Raw genomic sequence first — 17,424 nt, forward strand, 5'->3', positions numbered from 1 at the left:
CAGCGCCGCTGAATGAGACTAGAGAGGGAACCCGAAATGGCTGCGACCGAAGCACATGCGGCACATGACCATCCGACCGGATGGCGCCGGTGGGTCTATTCGACCAACCACAAAGACATCGGCATTATGTATCTGATCTTCGCGATCTTCGCGGGGATCGTTGGAGGCATTCTCAGCGTCGGCATCCGAATGGAGCTGCAGAGCCCGGGGATGCAGATCTTCGGCGATCCGCACCTGTTCAACGTGTTCACCACCGCTCACGGCCTGATCATGATCTTCTTCATGGTCATGCCGGCAATGATCGGCGGATACGCCAACTATTTCGTGCCGATCATGATCGGCGCGCCGGACATGGCGTTCCCGCGGATGAACAACATCTCCTTCTGGCTGCTTCCGCCGGCCTTCCTGCTGCTGTTGCTCTCTCTCTTCGTTGAAGGGCCTCCGGGCGCCAACGGCGTTGGCGGCGGCTGGACCATCTATCCGCCTCTGTCGACCTCCGGCCAGCCCGGTCCGGCGATGGATCTGGCAATCCTGTCGCTGCACGTCGCCGGTGCGTCCTCCATTCTCGGGGCGATCAACTTCATCACCACCATCTTCAACATGCGTGCGCCGGGCATGACCCTGCACAAGATGCCGTTGTTCGCCTGGTCGGTGCTGATCACCGCGTTCCTGCTGCTTCTGTCCCTGCCGGTTCTGGCGGGTGCCATCACCATGCTTCTGACGGACCGCAACTTCGGCACGACGTTCTTCGATCCGGCAGGCGGCGGCGACCCGATCCTGTTCCAGCATCTGTTCTGGTTCTTCGGCCATCCGGAAGTGTACATCCTGATCCTGCCGGGCTTCGGCATCATCAGCCACATCATTTCCACCTTCGCCCGCAAACCGATCTTCGGTTACCTCGGCATGGCCTACGCCATGGTCGCCATCGGCGTCGTCGGCTTCATCGTGTGGGCGCACCACATGTACACCGTCGGCATGTCCTCCGAGACCCAGGCGTATTTCGTGGCGGCCACCATGGTCATCGCGGTGCCGACCGGCGTGAAGATCTTCTCCTGGATCGCCACCATGTGGGGCGGCTCCCTGGAGTTCAGAACGCCAATGGTCTGGGCGATCGGCTTCATCTTCCTGTTCACCGTCGGCGGTGTGACCGGGGTACAGCTCGCCAATGCCGGTCTCGACCGGGCCTTCCACGACACCTACTATGTGGTGGCACACTTCCATTACGTGCTGTCGCTCGGTGCCGTGTTCGCGATCTTCGCGGCCTGGTACTACTGGTTCCCGAAGATGTTCGGCTACATGTACAACGAGACCATCGGCAAGGCCCATTTCTGGATCACCTTCGTGGGCGTGAACCTGGTCTTCTTCCCGCAGCATTTCCTGGGTCTGAACGGCATGCCGCGCCGCTATGTCGACTATCCGGATGCGCTGCACGGCTGGAACATGGTTTCCTCCATCGGCTCCTACATCTCCGCCTTCGCGGTTCTGGTGTTCCTGTTCGGCATCTTCGAAGCTTTCGCCAAGAAGCGCGTCGTCGGCAACAACCCGTGGGGCGAAGGAGCGACGACCCTGGAGTGGACCCTGTCCTCGCCGCCGCCGTTCCACCAGTTCGAGACGCTGCCGCGCATCAAGTGATCCGCGGCCGGAAGGTTCGCCTTCCGAACTGCAATGTACACCGCGCCGGTCTCCGGCGCGGTGCAGACATCAAAAACTGCCTGACCGCTTGCAGGTTGAAACTGTCAGCACTGTGGGACTGTAAAAGGGCAGGGCAAAATAAGATTTGAAGGACGCGCCCATGTCGCTCGTTGAGCGTCACGAGACATTAAGCCAGAGCAGCGCCGTTTGGGACGGCGGAATGGGATCGGTGAGCGACTATGTGGCGCTCCTGAAACCCCGGGTCATGTCTCTGGTGATCTTCACGGCATTCGTCGGGCTGATGCTCGCGCCCGGCAAGGTCCACCCGGTTCTGGCCGCGGTCGCGATCCTGTGCATCGCCATCGGCGCCGGAGCCTCCGGCGCGTTGAACATGTGGTATGACGCCGATATCGACGAGATCATGACGCGCACCCGCAAGCGCCCGATCCCGGCCGGCAAGATCACCCCCAACGAGGCGCTTGCCTTCGGCATCACCCTGGCGATCGGTTCCGTGGTGACCCTCGGGCTTCTGGTCAACTGGTTCGCGGGAGCCTTTCTGGCCTTCACGATCTTCTTTTATGTGATCGTCTATACGATGTGGCTGAAGCGCTCGACGCCGCAGAACATCGTGATCGGCGGCGCCGCCGGAGCGTTTCCGCCGATGGTCGGCTGGGCGTCGGTCACGGGCAGCGTCAGCCTGGAAAGCTTCGTGCTGTTCCTGATCATCTTCATGTGGACGCCGCCCCATTTCTGGGCGCTCGCGCTGTTCAAATGCGGCGACTATCGCGCGGCGGGGATTCCCATGCTTCCGGTCGTCGCCGGGGAGACAAACACCCGGCATCACATTCTGATTTATGCGCTGCTATTGGCGCCGATCGGCGTCGCGCCGTTCCTTCTGGGATTCGCGAGCTCCGTCTATGGCGCGGCCGCCACGGGGCTTGGGCTGGTTTTTGTCGCCCTGGCCGCCGATTTATGGCGCAAACGCGAAGGCGAGGCTGCCCGTCAGGCCAGCATGCGGCTGTTCAAGTTTTCAATTTTCTATCTGTTCCTGCTTTTCGCCCTTCTTCTTGCCGAATCCCTGGTCTTGGGAGCCTGACCGGATGACGAACGAGGAGCAGGGCATCAGGCTGACAGAGGAACAGAAAAAGAGGCGCCGCTCGCGGTCTGTCGCCATCGCTTTGGCGCTCGCCGCTCTGGTCGCATTGTTTTACATCGTGACGATCGTAAAACTCGGTCCCGGTGTGTTGGACCGGCCGCTTTGAGGGAGAAGACGTGAGCACTGCGCGCAACAGACAGGATCTGGCAACCAAGAACCGCAAGATCGCGGTGGTGTGCGCATGCGTGTTCGCCTCCATGGTCGGTGCAGCCTACGCGGCGGTGCCTCTCTACGACCTGTTTTGCCGCGTGACCGGCTTTGGCGGCACGACCCAGGTCGCAGACCGGGACAGCGATGTCGTCATCGAGCGGACGATCACCGTGCGTTTCGACGGTAACGTCAATCGCGACCTGTCCTGGGCATTCAAGCCAAAGCAGCGCTCGATCACGGTGAAAATGGGCGAAACCGCCCAGCTTTCCTATCTGGCGACCAATACGGGCGGCAAGACAACTGTTGGAACCTCGACCTTCAACGTGTCGCCGCCGACCGCTGGCGCCTATTTCAACAAGCTTCAATGCTTCTGCTTCACGGAGCAGGCGTTGGAAGCGGGCGAAACCGCCGAAATGCCGGTCGTCTTCTTTGTCGATCCGGATATGGACAAGGACCCTGAGCTCAAGGCTGTCAAGGAAATCACTTTGTCCTACACCTTCTTCCCGGTAGAACAACCGGAGCGTCCTGTTGCGGCCAAGGCGGATGCGCCTGCCGTTGAAACGAATTTGTAAGCGATTGGCGCCGAGGCGCTTGAGATGACTATGTTTGGGGAGCATGCCTATGGCTGAGGCACATAGTAAAAATCACGACTACCACCTGGTGGAACCGAGCCCGTGGCCGTTTATCGCGTCGGTCGGCGCCTTTGTCCTTGCAATCGGCACCATCGCCTGGATGCGTTCGGCGGCGGGCCAAAGCTTCGAGCTTTTCTCCATCGATTTCGCCTCCGCGGGCTGGGGTCTTTTCGCCGTCGGCCTGCTGATCGTGCTTTACGTCATGTACGGCTGGTGGGGCGACACGATCCGGGAGTCCCGCGAAGGGCATCACACCCGGGTTGTCTCCCTGCATTTGCGCTACGGCATGTTGCTGTTCATCGCTTCGGAAGTCATGTTCTTCGTGGCCTGGTTCTGGGCCTATTTCGACGCGGCTCTGTTCACCGGCGAAGCCATCCAGTTCAGCCGTGTGGAGGCGACCGGCGGACATTGGCCTCCGGAGGGTATAGCGACCTTCGACCCGTGGCACCTGCCGCTGTTGAACACGCTGATCCTGCTGTGTTCGGGCACCACCGTGACCTGGGCGCACCATGCGCTTCTGCACGATGACCGCGAAGGCCTGAAATGGGGGCTGACCCTGACCGTGCTGCTCGGCATCCTGTTCAGCATTTGCCAGGCCTACGAATATGCCCATGCCGCCTTCTCCTTCAGCGGCAACATCTACGGCGCGACCTTCTTCATGGCGACCGGGTTCCACGGTTTCCACGTGATCGTCGGAACCATATTCCTTTTGGTCTGCCTGTTCCGCGCACTCGCCGGACATTTCACGCCAGAGAAACACTTCGGCTTCGAGGCGGCGGCCTGGTACTGGCACTTCGTCGACGTCGTCTGGCTGTTCCTGTTCGTCTCGATCTACATCTGGGGCGCAGGCACGCCGGCCGCGCACTAAAGGCGGGTAAGGTCATTCATTGAAAGCGCCCGGTCCGGAAATCGGATCGGGCGTTTTCGTTTCCGCAACCGATCGGGACAAGGCTCATGGAAGACAAGGCGCATTTTCCTCCGGTCAATCCGGTTTCCGCAGGGCTTTCCGGCAAATGTCCGCGCTGCGGCCAGGGCAACCTTTTTGACGGCTTTCTGAGCATCAAGAAGAATTGCATGTCCTGCGGCCTCGACTATTCCTTCGCCGACAGCGGTGACGGTCCGGCCGTCTTCGTCATCATGATCGTCGGTTTCGTGATTGTCGGCCTTGTCCTGTTCGTCGAACTTTCCTTCCAGCCGCCGATCTGGCTTCATCTGGTCCTCTGGCTACCGCTCACCGTCCTGCTGGCGGCCGCCACACTGCGGCCGCTGAAGGGGCTGATGATCGCTCTGCAATACAAGCACAAGGCGGAAGAAGGCCGTCTCGACGAGCCGGGCGAGCGATAGCCCTAAAGACGCGTCACCGATCCCAACAGCAAAGAGAAAGTCCCGGCATGGGGCATTTTAAAAAACTGGTCATTCCGACGCTCGCCGCCTCGGCAGCCTTGTTCATTCTTCTCAGTCTGGGGACCTGGCAGCTCAACCGGCTCGCCTGGAAGGAAAACCTGATCGCTCAGGTGGAGGAGGGCGTGTCGAGACCACCCGTGCCGGCACCGGAGCCCGGGGCATGGGACGGTCTGGCGGAGACCGATGACTACCGGCATGTCTCGGTGACCGGATCGTTCCTTGAGGGAACGGTATTCTACTACATTTCTCTGGGGAATCCGGCCGGTCCCATCGGCGGGCCGGGCCTGTTCGCCTACGCGCCTTTCAAAACCAGCGATGGCTGGATCGTACTCGTCAATCGCGGTTTCCTGCCGCAAAGCCTTCAAGGCGCCGCGCTTGAAACCGCCCTGGTGCCGCCCGAAGGCCCGCTCGAGTTGACCGGTTTGCTGCGACTGAGCGAGACACCGAACTGGACCACCCCGGAGCCGCAGCCGGGCGACCGGATCTGGTTCGCGCGCGATACCGGCGCCATGGTCGAATTTCTGGGGCTTTCAGACGAAAAAATCGCCCCCTACAGCATCGATCTGGACGCGGAGCACACGCCTGCCGGCGGCCTGCCGCAGGCAGGTGAAACCATTGTACGCTTCAAGAACGACCATCTGGGCTATGCACTGACTTGGTTCGGTCTCGCCGCGACCCTGGTCGGCGTCTACCTGACTTACGCGGCCTCTGTTCTGTGGCCGCGCAAGCCGGAAAGCGAATAGTCAGCCAAGTGCTTCCAGAATAGCCGCAGCGCCGGTCTTGGTGGCTTCGCCCGGGCTTTCCTCAATCGCAAGGAACGTGATCACGCCATCCTTGGCGATCAGGGCGAACCGTTGCGACCGCAGGTGACCGAAGATCGGTGCCGGTCCGAGGCCCAGACCGGCGGCTTCAACGAAATCGGCACCGGTATCCGACAGAAACACGATGTTCCCGCCTGTCTTGGAGGCCTTTTCCCACGCATCCATGACGAATACGTCATTGACGGAAACCACCGCGATCGTGTCGACGCCCTTGTTTTTCAGCGTCTCGGCGTGTTCCACGAAACCGGGCAGATGGTTCATGTGGCAGGTCGGCGTGAAGGCTCCGGGAACGCCGAACAGAACGACGGTCTTGCCGGCGGTCAGCTCCGCGACCGTGAGTTCGCCGGGCCCGTCCCCGGTCATGACCTTAAACGTTGCATCCGGAAGGCGATCCCCAACCTTGATCGTCATGACGAATATCCTTGTTCCAATGGGCTGCAATTCAAAACGGTTCGCTGCACAGATAGGGCGTTCCGGCACAGGCGTCGAGACATGTTTTGCAGATACGGCTGCAGTTGGGAGCACGGAACGCGGGAAACCTAGTTCAGCCAGTCGGGAGGAATCGTTTCAAGAAGTTCGACAGCGACATCGCCGGACGTGAGAACCAGCCGCAAGGTCCGGTCGCCGTCGTCGGATGCGAGACCGTTGGTCGACAGTCGCCAGACAGCCTTCTCGCCGGTGCGGTCGACCAGCTTCGGCAAGCCGATGTAAGAACCTGCGGGACCGGCGGCAAAAAGATCCGGCGTACCGTCCGCGGGAACCTTCGCCTCAATCCGGAGGCTGTCGTTCGGTCCGGACAGTGCGACGCCCGTGATCTCAAGCGCGCCGCCTTTCGCTGCTCCGGGCACAGCCTCAAGGTCCCTTGCTATCAGTCTTTCGGCAAGGCTGTCCGTTTCGGTGTCGGGCGCAAGATCCAGGGAAAGGGCCGCGTCGCCCGGCACGCAGATATCCTTGCAGACCCCGAACAGAACCTCGATGGAAAATCGCACTTGCCTTCCGGGGTCTTCGGGAACGATCCGAATGGGGAGAACAATTCCGTCATGGTAGACGATCGATTCCGAAAACCCGTCGCTGTAGCGCTCCGGAGCGGGGTATAGAACCTCGATGTCGCGAACATTTTCAGAGCCGGCGAGCGTGATTTGCGGCGGCACCCCGGCCTCGCCCGGATACCTCCAGTAGGTGTGCCAGCCAGGCTCGAGAACAAATTCCAGACCCGCCAGATACCGGCCGTCTTCCATCGGCCCCGTGGCGATCAGGCGTACGGCGCCGCCGTGCACCTCGCTCCAGCCGGTGGTCGCGGCGTGGACGGGCAGGGCAGGTCCGAAAAGACCGAATAGAAGGATGAGGGCAAAACGTCTCATGTGTCTTTGCTACACGAGTTTCAGGCAAGCGTCATGACACACAATGCGATCTCGAATTCATTTCCGTGTGACAGCGCTGTGAGCAGCCGGGATCCGGGCCCTACCCCAGGCGAGACCGGCGCGCAAACAGACATTAACAAAACACGGCAAAGGGATTATGCTTTCGAAGAGACAGAGGGTGACAGCAGAAAACGAGGTGCGTATGGCCGAAACCGCAGCAAGAAACTCCCTCGAAGGTCAGTTTCTGATCGCGATGCCGAGTATGACGGACAGCCGCTTCGAACACTCCGTGATCTATGTCTGCTCCCATTCGGAGCAGGGCGCGATGGGATTGATCGTGAACCAGGTGGCGCGGCATCTGTCTCTGGAAGAGCTTCTTATTCAGCTGGATATCGTGAATGACGAAGATTCGATCCGTCTGCCGTCCAGGATCCGCGACATGAACGTTCACAAGGGCGGGCCGGTCGAGGTGGAACGCGGTTTTGTCCTTCACAGCGACGATTTCATGCTCAATCAGTCCACGCTGGCGATCGACAACGGCATTTGCCTGACCGCAACGCTCGAAATCCTGCGTGCGATCGCTCAGGGGTCCGGTCCGGACCATGCCATGCTGGCGCTTGGCTATGCCGGCTGGGCGCCGGGCCAGCTCGAAAGCGAGATCCAGGCCAATGGGTGGCTGACCGCACCGGCCGATCCGGACATCCTGTTCGACCGGGATTTTGAAAGCAAATGGCATCGGGCACTCGGTTCGCTCGGGATCGATCCGGCGATGCTGTTGTCGGAAGCCGGGCACGCCTGACCTGCCGCCGGAAGAGCGGATTTTTAACACTCCCGCAAGGTCTCGCCATCGCTGACGGCCCTCGTCCGCTCAGGCCCTGATGTCCTGCTCCGAAACGACCATCGTTTTCACCAAAGCGACTTGCTTATGAAGGCTCTGGCGCGTAAGTCGCATCGATGGCATGGTTTGTTTCAAATCCGACAGGATTGAAGTAGGCTGTGGGTCCGGCTGCCCGGACGAAACGGACGCGGTCCGAAACAAGACGTATAGAGGAAACGGCTCGGTGAAATATAGCAGTACGCGTGGCGAAGCACCTGTTCTGGAATTTTCCGATGTCCTGCTCCAGGGGCTGGCGCGCGACGGTGGCCTCTATCTCCCCGAAACCTGGCCGCAATTCGATAACGACACCATCGCCTCCTTCGCCGGAAAGCCTTATCAGGATGTGGCCCTGGCCGTCATCAAGCCCTTCATCGGCGAAACGATCCCGGAAAACGATCTCGAGGCCATGATCGCCGATGCTTATGCGGGCTTCCGCCATCCGGCCGTGACGCCTCTGGTGCAGACCGGCGCGAACACCTTCATCCTCGAATTGTTCCACGGCCCGACGCTGGCGTTCAAGGACGTCGCGATGCAGCTGCTTGGACGGCTGATGGACTACGTCCTGACCGAGCGGGGACTGCGCGCTACCATCGTCGGTGCGACCTCCGGAGACACGGGCGGAGCGGCCATCGAAGCGTTTCGGGGCCGCGAGCGGACCGATATCTTCATTCTCTTCCCGGACGGTCGTGTTTCCAACGTTCAACGCCGTCAGATGACGACACCGACCGAGAGCAATGTCCACGCGCTGGCGCTGACGGGCAACTTCGACGATTGCCAGGCAATCGTCAAAGGCATGTTCAACCATTTCAGCTTCCGCGACCGGGTTGCATTGTCCGGGGTCAATTCCATCAACTGGGCGCGTATCCTGGCGCAGATCGTCTACTATTTCGTCGCGGGCGCGGCTCTGGGCGCACCGCACCGGAAGGTCTCCTTCACCGTTCCGACCGGCAATTTCGGTGATATTTTCGCCGGCTACGCGGCGATGAAAATGGGGCTGCCGATCGAAAAACTGGTGGTGGCGACGAATGTGAACGACATTCTGGCGCGCACCCTGGAAACCGGCCGTTACGAAAAGCGCGGCGTGACGCCGACGATTTCGCCATCGATGGATATCCAGGTCTCGTCAAACTTCGAACGCCTTCTCGCGGAAGTTTCCGGGCGCGATGGCGGCGCGGTCCGCCGGATGATGGACCAGCTGTCCCAGTCGGGAAGCTTCGCTATCGAGGATGCGCCCCTGAGCGAAATCAGGGATCGTTTCGCCGCCGGCCGTTGCAGCGAGGAAGAAACCTCCAGGACGATTGCAGAACTCTGGAAAGAGGCTGGCTATCTTCTCGACCCGCACACCGCGATCGGCGTGCATGTGGCCAAGGAGTTTGACGACGGCGCCGTGCCAATGGTTGTGCTGGGGACGGCGCACCCGGCGAAATTCCCGGATGCAGTGGAAAAGGCCGCCGGGATCCGGCCTCAGTTGCCGGAAAACCTAATAACAATGATGACTGCGGAGGAGCGCCAGCAGGTTTTGGCGGCCGAGCAGGACGTGGTGGAACGATATATCGAAGATCACGCCCGGGCCGTCACCGCCGGTGTGTAGCTGAATGAGAGTAGAGACTACGGTACTGGACAACGGGCTGACGGTCGTCACGGACCAAATGCCTCACTTGAAGACAGCGGCACTTGGCGTCTGGGTCAGGACGGGCTCCCGGGTGGAGTCGCTTCACCAGAACGGCATCACCCATTTGCTGGAACACATGGCCTTCAAGGGAACGAAGAACCGGTCCGCGCGCGCCATTGCCGAGGAAATCGAGGCGGTGGGAGGGGAACTCAACGCCTCCACCAGCATAGAGCACACCAATTACTACGCCCGGATACTGGCCGAGGACATGCCCCTTGCGGTCGATATCCTGTCAGACATCCTGAAGAACTCGACCTTCGACGCTCAGGAACTCGTGCGCGAACAGCATGTGATCCTGCAGGAAATCGGCGCTGCCAACGACAGTCCCGAAGACCAGGCTTTCGACCTCTTCCAGGAAACCGCCTGGCCGGATCAGGCGATCGGCCGGCCAATTCTCGGTACGCCGGAAACGGTGAAGGGGTTCGACCGGGAGGCTCTCAACAGGTATCTCGCCGAACGCTACCGGGCTCCCGACATGGTCCTTTCCGGCGCCGGCGCCATCGATCACGATGCGCTCGTGGCACTTGCGCAGGAAAAATTCGGTGCCCTGAACGGCGAGCCCGCCGCGCCTGAGACGAAGGCCAGCTATCGCGGTGGCGAGACATTGCGGCCCAAGGATCTCATGGAGGCCCAGGTGCTTATCGGCTTCGAGGGCCGTCCTTACAAGTCCAAGGACTACTACGCGATCCAGATCCTGGCTTCCGTTCTCGGCGGCGGCATGTCGTCCCGCCTGTTCCAGGAGATCCGCGAGAAACACGGTCTTTGCTACGCGATTTACAGTTTTCACTGGGCCTTCGCCGATACGGGCCTTTTCGGACTGCACGCGGCGACGAGCCACGAGGATCTCGGGGCCCTGATGCCGATGATCGCTGACGAGCTTCTGTCCGCGACGCAAACGGTCACAGACGACGAAGTGGCGCGCTCCAGAGCGCAGATCCGCGCCGGTCTGATGATGGCGCTGGAAAGCCCCGCCGCCCGTGCGGGACAGATCGCCCGTCAGATCCTCGTTCACGGGCGGGTTCTGAGCCCGGAAGAAATCTCCGGCAAGATCGAAGCGGTGACCGCGGCTGATATTCGCAAGGTCGCCCACGAGACCTTTGTGGGGACGGTGCCGACATTGACGGCGATCGGACCCGTTGACGGCATCATGAATGCGAGCGCGCTGGCAGGCAGGCTTCAGCAGGGCCCGGTTCTGCGGGCTGCATCCATGTAATCTGACGGAGCACGGGCATGGCGCTGTTACGGCCGGGATCTTCAACAGAAGCCGAATTGCTGATCGAATCCGGGGAGCGCTACCTGCGGCCTCCCGTCATGTCCGATTTCAAGGCATGGGCCGAGATCCGGGCCCAAAGCCACAGTTTTCTGAAACCCTGGGAGCCGCTCTGGCCCGCCGACGATCTGACCAAGACAGGTTTCCGCCGGCGCCTGCGGCGCTACGCCAGGGAGCGCAAGGAAGGCCGCAGCCTGTCCTTTCTCCTGTTCAGCGCGCGGACGAATGAGATCCTGGGCGGGCTGACCGTCAGCAATATCAGGCGGGGGGTAAGCCAGACGGCGACGCTCGGCTACTGGATGGGACAAAGACACGCGGGAAAAGGGCATATGTCGGCGGCTGTCGCCATGATCTTGCCTTTTTGTTTCGACGTTTTAAACCTCCACCGAATTGAGGCGGCGTGTCTGCCGACCAACTCACCGTCCCTTCGTCTGCTGGAGAATGCAGGTTTCCGCCGGGAAGGCTATGCGCGCAACTATCTTTTAATAAACGGCAGCTGGCAGGATCACCTGCTTTTTGGCTGTTTGGCGGAAGAACATGCGGCGCACCCGGGAAAACTCAATCCCAACGTGGAAGGCCTTTTGAAAGAATTCTTGTGACATGTGTCTCAACCCGGTAGTTCTTCGCCCCATGTCGATTTTGTTACCGGGTTCGTCCAGCGGCGTGTTCACTCGTTTTCTAGCAGCAGTTCTGGTTATCGTTTCAACGCTTGCGGCCGTGCCGGCGCGGGCGATCGAGCCGATCCCCGTACCCATCGATGTCGGGGCGCTCGACATCACCAATTCCATCGAGCTTCACAGGGATGCGGGCGTCCGCCTGCAGGTGTCCACCGCGCCGGGCGCGGATGGGATCGTACGCCGAATCGAGGTGCCCTCTCTGGATGGCAGCAACACCAACTGGGCAGTGTTCGCGCTGGCCAACACCAGCGACGAACAGATCGACCGGTTGATCGTGGCGCCGAACTACAAGCTCGTGGGCTCCGACCTGTTCTGGCCGGACCTGGGTTCGTCGCGGGTGGCGCGCATCACGCCGAGCCAGGGGATCGCGCCGGAACGCCAGAAAAGCCTGGAGGCGGATGTCTTTCTGGTCACGCTCGATCCCGGCTCTGTGGTTACCTTCGTTGCCGAGTTGACCACGCCGAACCTTCCCGAAGTCCGGATCTGGGAACCGGACGTCTATGAGGAAACCATCAACGCCTATACCCTCTATCGTGGCATCATCCTCGGCATTTCCGGGCTGCTCGCGCTGTTCCTGACGATCCTGTTCGTGGTCAAGGGAACGGTGATGTTCCCGGCGACGGCCGCTCTGGCTTGGTCCGTTCTGGCATATCTGTGCATCGATTTCGGCTTCTGGGGCATGGTCTTCAATCTGGAGGGCGGCGGCAGCCAGCTCGCGCGCGCCTGTGCGGAAGTCATGCTTGCGGCCAGTCTGATCATCTTTCTCTATGCCTACCTCAACCTGAACCGCTGGAACATTCACTATTCGCATCTGGCGCTGACCACACTGATCCTGATCCTCGGGCTTTTGGGCGTGGCGGTCTGGGATCCCTCCATCGCCTCCGGCATCGCCCGGCTTTCGCTCGGTCTGATCGGTCTCCTCGGGTTCATCACGATCGCGGTGCTTGCCTTTCAGCACTACGACCGCGCGATCCTGCTGATCCCGACCTGGTGTCTCCTGATCGCCTGGCTGACCGGCGCGGGGATGACGGTGACCGGCTATCTGGCAAACGACATCGTCCAGCCCGCCCTTGACGGCGGCCTGGTTCTGATCGTCCTGCTGATCGGGTTCACCGTCATGCAGCACGCCTTCGCGGGCGGCGCCGTCGCTCAGGGGCTGATTTCGGATGTCGAGCGCAAGGCGCTGGCTCTGACCGGTGCCGGCGACATCATCTGGGACTGGGATGTCGACCGGGACCGGGTCTTTACCGGCAACGAGGTCGAGGAACTTCTGAACCTCAAGCGCGGAACGCTGGAAGGACCGGCCCGTGACTGGCTGGAGATTCTGCACCCGCAGGACAGGGACCGTTTCCGGGCCACGCTCGATGCCGTGATCGACCAGCGCCGAGGAAAGGTCATGCAGACCTTCCGGCTGCGCTCCGAGGACGGTCATTTCCGCTGGTTCCGGCTCCGGGCGCGGCCGATCATCGGCGCCGATGGCGAAGTGATCCGCTGTGTCGGGACCTTGCTTGACGTTACCGAGGAACGCACGGCGGAAGAACGGCTTCTGCATGACGCGGTGCACGACAACCTGACCGGCCTTCCGAACCGGGAGCTCTTCGTCGACCGCCTGCGCACCACTGTGGTCCGCTACCAGGCGGAAGAGACCACCAAGCCCACCCTTCTGGTTCTCAATCTCGACCGCTTCAAACAGGTCAACGACAGCATCGGCCTGTCCGCCGGGGACAGTATTCTCCTGACGGTCGGACGCAGGCTCGGCCGGCTGATCGGCCAGCAGGACACGCTCGGCCGTCTGTCCGGCGATCAATACGGGCTGGTCCTCCTGTCGGAGCAGGAACCGGACCGGATCGTCGCGCTCGCCGATGCGCTGCGCAAGGCAGTCCGGGCGCCGATCACATTTGGCGACCGTGAAATCTTCCTGACCAGTTCGGTCGGGATCGCCTTTTTCGAGGGCGGCAAGCAGGCGGTCGAGGACATGCTGACCAACGCCGAAATCGCTCTCAATCATGCCAAGCGTCTCGGCGGCGACCGCCAGGAAGTGTTCCGGCCGATCCTGAGGCCGCTCGACAAGAATATCGTCGACCTTGAGTCGGACCTGCGCGACGCCATCAAGAAGGAGACCCTCGGCGTCTTCTTCCAGCCGATCATCCGCCTGGAGGACCAGTCGATCGCGGGCTTCGAGGTGCTGGCACGCTGGACCCATCCCAAGCGCGGCCGGATTTCACCGTCCGAGTTCATCCCTGTGGCGGAGCAGTCCGGTCTGATCAATGAGCTGGGCATGTATATGCTCGACAAGGGGGCGAACCAGCTGGCGTTCTGGCAGCGGGAGTTCCAGACGCAGCATCCCCTGTTCGCCTCGGTCAACCTTTCGTCGCGCCAGCTCCTGAAGCAGGATCTGATCAACGACGTCAAGGCGGTGTTGTCCAGAACCTCGCTGGAGCCGGGCACACTGAAGCTGGAATTGACGGAATCCCTGGTGATGTCCAATCCCGAGTATTCGGCGAAGGTCCTGGAGCGTCTGCGCGGTCTGGGCGCGGGACTGTCGCTCGACGACTTCGGCACGGGCCACTCGTCGCTGTCCTATCTGCAGCGCTTTCCCTTCGACACGATCAAGATCGACCAGTCCTTCGTCAAGCCGAACGGCTCAGCCGCCCGGCCCGTCCTTCTGCGCACGATCGTCGCCATGGGCCACGATCTGGGCATGTCCGTGGTCGCCGAAGGAGCGGAAAGCGAAAACGACGCGCTCGAGCTCTTCCAGCTCGGTTGCGAATACGCGCAAGGGTATTTCTTCGGCGAAGCGGTGTCAGCGTCGGAAGCGACCAAGATCCTGCGCAAGATGCCCGCCGAAGCGGTCTCGGCCTAGGTGCGAACCCACAAAATTGTACCTTCAGCTTTCAGGCAGCATTTCGCAGCCGGTTCGATGTGAAGCGGCAAGACCGGGAGGGACAGGCTACTTCCGAATTGGGGCGAGCCGTGACGGCGAAACGCTTCAATCAGGGAGCCAGGATCGGGACGGTCGCGCCCGTCGACCGGATTTCAAGCGGGGTTGATCCGAAGGGGTCGCCATCGACCTGGGCGGCGACATGCTCCTGCGCGCGAATGGTTGCGGTCGTGAACCGGGTAACGGTGGCGCCGCGCGCCTTGTCTATCCGTCCGAAGAGCAGAGCCATTCCGTAGCAGAACGCGGACCAGGGATCGTCCCGTTCCAGAACCAGCATGTAAAGTCCGGAATCGGTGACGCCGCCGGGACAGATCACGAACGGCCCGCCGTAGTGCCGGGCGTTGCTGGCCACCGCAAGTTTGCCCGTGAGGGCAGGACCGTCGTCCAAACTGATCGTCAGGGAGGCCGCCTTGCGTTTGAACGCGATGCGAAAGGCGGTGATGACATAGGCGAGCTTGCCAAGCCGCCGCTTCAGGGAGAGCGGCACCGCATGAACCACCTCCGCATCGAAACCGGCCGAAGCCATCAGGACAAAGGGATGCCCGTTGACGAACCCGTAGTGCATCTTTCTGGCTTTGCCGTACCGGATAAGACCGGCAATCGCCGCAGCCTTGCGCGGCAGGGAAAGCTCAAGAGCGAGCACATTCGCGGTTCCGAAAGGGATGACCGCCAGTTGCGGTGGTTCCGGATGGTTTTGCAGGCCGGCCAGCGCTTCGTTGATCGAGCCGTCACCGCCCGCCACGACGAGCGTGCGCACCCGCAACGACGGGTCGGCGCAAACGTCGCCGATCTCGCCCGCATGCCGGGTCAGCCGAAGTTCGGTCTTGCAGCCCAGATCCTCCAGCCGCGTCTGGACCTCTTCCAGCAGGCTGGCGGAATATCCGCCGGAGGTCGGGTTTGCCATGATCAGGACGGATCCGGACACGTCCGCATTCATTGCGCGCGCCGTCACCGGGGCTGACCACCAGGAAACTCTCACTCGATATCCTTTGCGTCTTCCAAAGATCGTTGGTAGCCGGTCACCAGAATCTGAGGGTCGTCCCGGTTGTCGGCCTGCTCGGACGAATTTCAATTCCGTCATGCCAGCTCAGGAGCCCATCTTATAAGGGGCCATCCCCGCGCGCGCCAGTTCGTCGGCGCGTTCATTGTCCGGGTGGCCCGCGTGGCCTTTCACCCAGTGCCATGTCACGTCGTGCCGTTCCCTCGCGCTATCGAGAGCTTGCCACAAATCCGCGTTCTTCACAGGCTTGTTGGTGGAGGTGCGCCAGTTTTTACGTTTCCAGCCGTCCATCCATTCACTGATGCCGCTGCGCACGTAGGTGCTGTCGGTGTAAAGGTCGATGGCGCAGGGCCGGGTCAGGGCGCTCAGCGCCTCGATCGCCGCGGTGAGTTCCATGCGGTTGTTGGTGGTCTCCGCTTCACCGCCCTTCAATTCCTTTTCGTGCTTGCCGAAACGCAGGATCGCGCCCCAGCCACCCGGTCCCGGATTTCCCGAACAAGCGCCGTCTGTGTAAATCGTTACGCGGTTTTCCATGCTCATTGTACCAGACCGTAAGCCTCCGCGGTGTCGACGGTTTGATGGAACCTGAGCCTCTTCAGGTATTCTAGGGGATCTTTCGGCGTTACCAGCGCGCCTTCCGGTACGCTCAGCCAGTCGTAAAGCCGGGTCAGCAAGAAGCGCAGGGCCGCGCCGCGGGCGAGGATCGGCAGGGCGTCGTATTCTTCCCGCGTAAGGGCCCTGACACCGGTATATCCCTTCAGCAACGCACGCGCCTTCGTGACATTGAAGGAGAGGTCCTGTTCGAAACACCAGGCATTGAGGCATATCGCGATGTCATAAGCGAAGGCATCGTTGCAGGCGAAGTAGAAGTCAATCAGGCCGGAGAGCCTGTCGCCGAGAAAAAAGACATTGTCGGGAAAGAGATCCGCGTGGATCACACCGGACGGCAGGTCCCGTGGCCAGGTTCTCTCCAGATAGTCGAGTTCGCCGGAAATGTCTTCATCGAGACCGGGGTGAACGTCGTTGCTTCGTCCGCCGCATTGCTCGAAAAGCGGCCGCCAGCCGGAAACATCCAGGGCGTTCTTCCGAAAGCCCTCATAGTCGCTGCCGCACAGGTGCAGCTCGGCCATCGCCTTGCCGAGTTCCGTGCAATGGTCCACGCGCGGCCGCCTGACCCACATCCCTTCCAGAAACGTCACCAGCGCCGCGGGCCGCCCGGCGAGTGTGCCGAGCAGTTTGCCGTCCTTTGAGGGCACCGGTGTCGGGCAGGACAAACCCTTTTTCGCCAGATGCCCAAGAAGATTGAGAAAGTAAGGCAGATCGTCGGGATTTACCCGTTTCTCGTAGAGCGTCAGGATGTAGGACGCCTTATTCGTATGCAGCAGAAAATTGCTGTTCTCGACGCCTTCGGCAATGCCCTTGAAGGACAATAGACGCCCGACATCGTAACCCGCGATAAAGCCGTTCAGCTCTTCATCGGTCACTTCGGTGTAAACGGCCATGCTCTCACTCGGCGGCCGCCGGTGCGGGAAAGTTCAAAACTCCGATCCCGCGCGGCCGGTTGAAGGAAATCGTTTCTTGGGCGGTGCGGACCGCTTCGATGCGCACATCGAACCGTTCGGCGAACCCGGCGATGATTTCCTCTAGCAGAGTTTCAGGCGCGGAGGCACCTGCCGTGAGGCCCAGTGCACCGATTCCTTTGAAATCCCGAGTGGCAATCGTGCTTGCGCGCGGTGGAAAGCGTGACGATGTCCGGGAACCTCTCGGGCTTCCTGCGGTCTTGCGTCTTGGAGACAGTCATTTTGCGGCCGATCTGAAAACCGGATTTTAT

At 61.2% G+C, this 17,424-nt stretch carries 17 protein-coding genes; 12 read left to right on the forward strand and 5 right to left on the reverse strand.

Annotated features, from left to right (window positions below):
* The first annotated feature begins 36 nt into the window (after positions 1 to 36).
* From ctaD to JF539_RS02155, 7 genes are all read left to right on the forward strand, one after another.
* Entirely contained in the window at positions 37 to 1,632 is a 1,596-nt protein-coding gene (gene ctaD, locus JF539_RS02125) for a cytochrome c oxidase subunit I (RefSeq protein WP_207138709.1), read from the forward strand.
* Between the two features lie 160 nt (positions 1,633 to 1,792).
* Positions 1,793 to 2,728 (forward strand): heme o synthase, encoded by a 936-nt coding sequence (locus JF539_RS02130; protein WP_207138710.1) that lies wholly within the window; start codon positions 1,793 to 1,795, stop codon positions 2,726 to 2,728.
* Positions 2,729 to 2,732: 4 nt separating this feature from the next.
* Positions 2,733 to 2,894: a hypothetical protein gene (locus JF539_RS02135; protein ID WP_207138711.1), complete on the forward strand. Its 162-nt coding sequence runs from the start codon at positions 2,733 to 2,735 to the stop codon at positions 2,892 to 2,894.
* 10 nt (positions 2,895 to 2,904) lie between these two features.
* Entirely contained in the window at positions 2,905 to 3,510 is a 606-nt protein-coding gene (locus JF539_RS02140) for a cytochrome c oxidase assembly protein (RefSeq protein ID WP_207138712.1), read from the forward strand.
* A 49-nt stretch (positions 3,511 to 3,559) separates the two neighbouring features.
* The gene (locus JF539_RS02145; RefSeq protein ID WP_207138713.1) at positions 3,560 to 4,438 is read left to right on the forward strand and encodes a cytochrome c oxidase subunit 3; all 879 of its coding nucleotides are present in this window, start codon (positions 3,560 to 3,562) and stop codon (positions 4,436 to 4,438) included.
* Between the two features lie 86 nt (positions 4,439 to 4,524).
* Positions 4,525 to 4,914: a DUF983 domain-containing protein gene (locus JF539_RS02150; RefSeq protein WP_207138714.1), complete on the forward strand. Its 390-nt coding sequence runs from the start codon at positions 4,525 to 4,527 to the stop codon at positions 4,912 to 4,914.
* Between the two features lie 47 nt (positions 4,915 to 4,961).
* A complete protein-coding gene (locus tag JF539_RS02155) occupies positions 4,962 to 5,717 on the forward strand; it encodes an SURF1 family protein (RefSeq protein WP_207138715.1) in 756 nt (251 codons plus the stop codon).
* Here JF539_RS02155 and JF539_RS02160 read toward each other — a convergent pair whose 3' ends face one another.
* Positions 5,718 to 6,206, reverse strand: coding sequence for a peroxiredoxin (locus tag JF539_RS02160; protein ID WP_207138716.1), 489 nt, complete (start codon positions 6,204 to 6,206; stop codon positions 5,718 to 5,720). It abuts the gene before it with no gap.
* Between the two features lie 128 nt (positions 6,207 to 6,334).
* Positions 6,335 to 7,156: a protein-disulfide reductase DsbD domain-containing protein gene (locus JF539_RS02165; RefSeq protein ID WP_207138717.1), complete on the reverse strand. Its 822-nt coding sequence runs from the start codon at positions 7,154 to 7,156 to the stop codon at positions 6,335 to 6,337.
* A 157-nt stretch (positions 7,157 to 7,313) separates the two neighbouring features.
* On the opposite strand from JF539_RS02165, the gene JF539_RS02170 reads away from it, so the two are divergent.
* The 5 genes from JF539_RS02170 to JF539_RS02190 all read left to right on the forward strand — a co-directional run bounded on the left by JF539_RS02170 (position 7,314) and on the right by JF539_RS02190 (position 14,515).
* Entirely contained in the window at positions 7,314 to 7,955 is a 642-nt protein-coding gene (locus tag JF539_RS02170) for a YqgE/AlgH family protein (RefSeq protein WP_209016963.1), read from the forward strand.
* 262 nt (positions 7,956 to 8,217) lie between these two features.
* Positions 8,218 to 9,624: a threonine synthase gene (thrC, locus tag JF539_RS02175; protein ID WP_207138718.1), complete on the forward strand. Its 1,407-nt coding sequence runs from the start codon at positions 8,218 to 8,220 to the stop codon at positions 9,622 to 9,624.
* A gap of 4 nt (positions 9,625 to 9,628) precedes the next feature.
* Entirely contained in the window at positions 9,629 to 10,918 is a 1,290-nt protein-coding gene (locus JF539_RS02180) for a M16 family metallopeptidase (protein ID WP_207138719.1), read from the forward strand.
* 17 nt (positions 10,919 to 10,935) lie between these two features.
* The gene (locus JF539_RS02185) at positions 10,936 to 11,574 is read left to right on the forward strand and encodes a GNAT family N-acetyltransferase (protein WP_207138720.1); all 639 of its coding nucleotides are present in this window, start codon (positions 10,936 to 10,938) and stop codon (positions 11,572 to 11,574) included.
* 31 nt (positions 11,575 to 11,605) lie between these two features.
* Positions 11,606 to 14,515 (forward strand): EAL domain-containing protein, encoded by a 2,910-nt coding sequence (locus JF539_RS02190; protein WP_207138721.1) that lies wholly within the window; start codon positions 11,606 to 11,608, stop codon positions 14,513 to 14,515.
* Between the two features lie 130 nt (positions 14,516 to 14,645).
* Here JF539_RS02190 and JF539_RS02195 read toward each other — a convergent pair whose 3' ends face one another.
* From JF539_RS02195 to thrB, 3 genes are all read right to left on the reverse strand, one after another.
* Positions 14,646 to 15,530 (reverse strand): diacylglycerol/lipid kinase family protein, encoded by an 885-nt coding sequence (locus JF539_RS02195; RefSeq protein ID WP_207138722.1) that lies wholly within the window; start codon positions 15,528 to 15,530, stop codon positions 14,646 to 14,648.
* 150 nt (positions 15,531 to 15,680) lie between these two features.
* Positions 15,681 to 16,133: a ribonuclease HI gene (rnhA, locus tag JF539_RS02200; RefSeq protein ID WP_207138723.1), complete on the reverse strand. Its 453-nt coding sequence runs from the start codon at positions 16,131 to 16,133 to the stop codon at positions 15,681 to 15,683.
* Complete coding sequence (gene thrB, locus JF539_RS02205; protein WP_207138724.1) at positions 16,130 to 17,095, reverse strand: homoserine kinase; 966 nt, start codon at positions 17,093 to 17,095, stop codon at positions 16,130 to 16,132. The genes rnhA and thrB overlap by 4 nt, the downstream gene beginning before the upstream one ends.
* Between the last annotated feature and the right edge of the window lie 329 nt (positions 17,096 to 17,424).

The sequence above is a fragment of the Roseibium aggregatum genome (assembly GCF_017309185.1).
Lineage (GTDB): Bacteria > Pseudomonadota > Alphaproteobacteria > Rhizobiales > Stappiaceae > Roseibium > Roseibium aggregatum_B.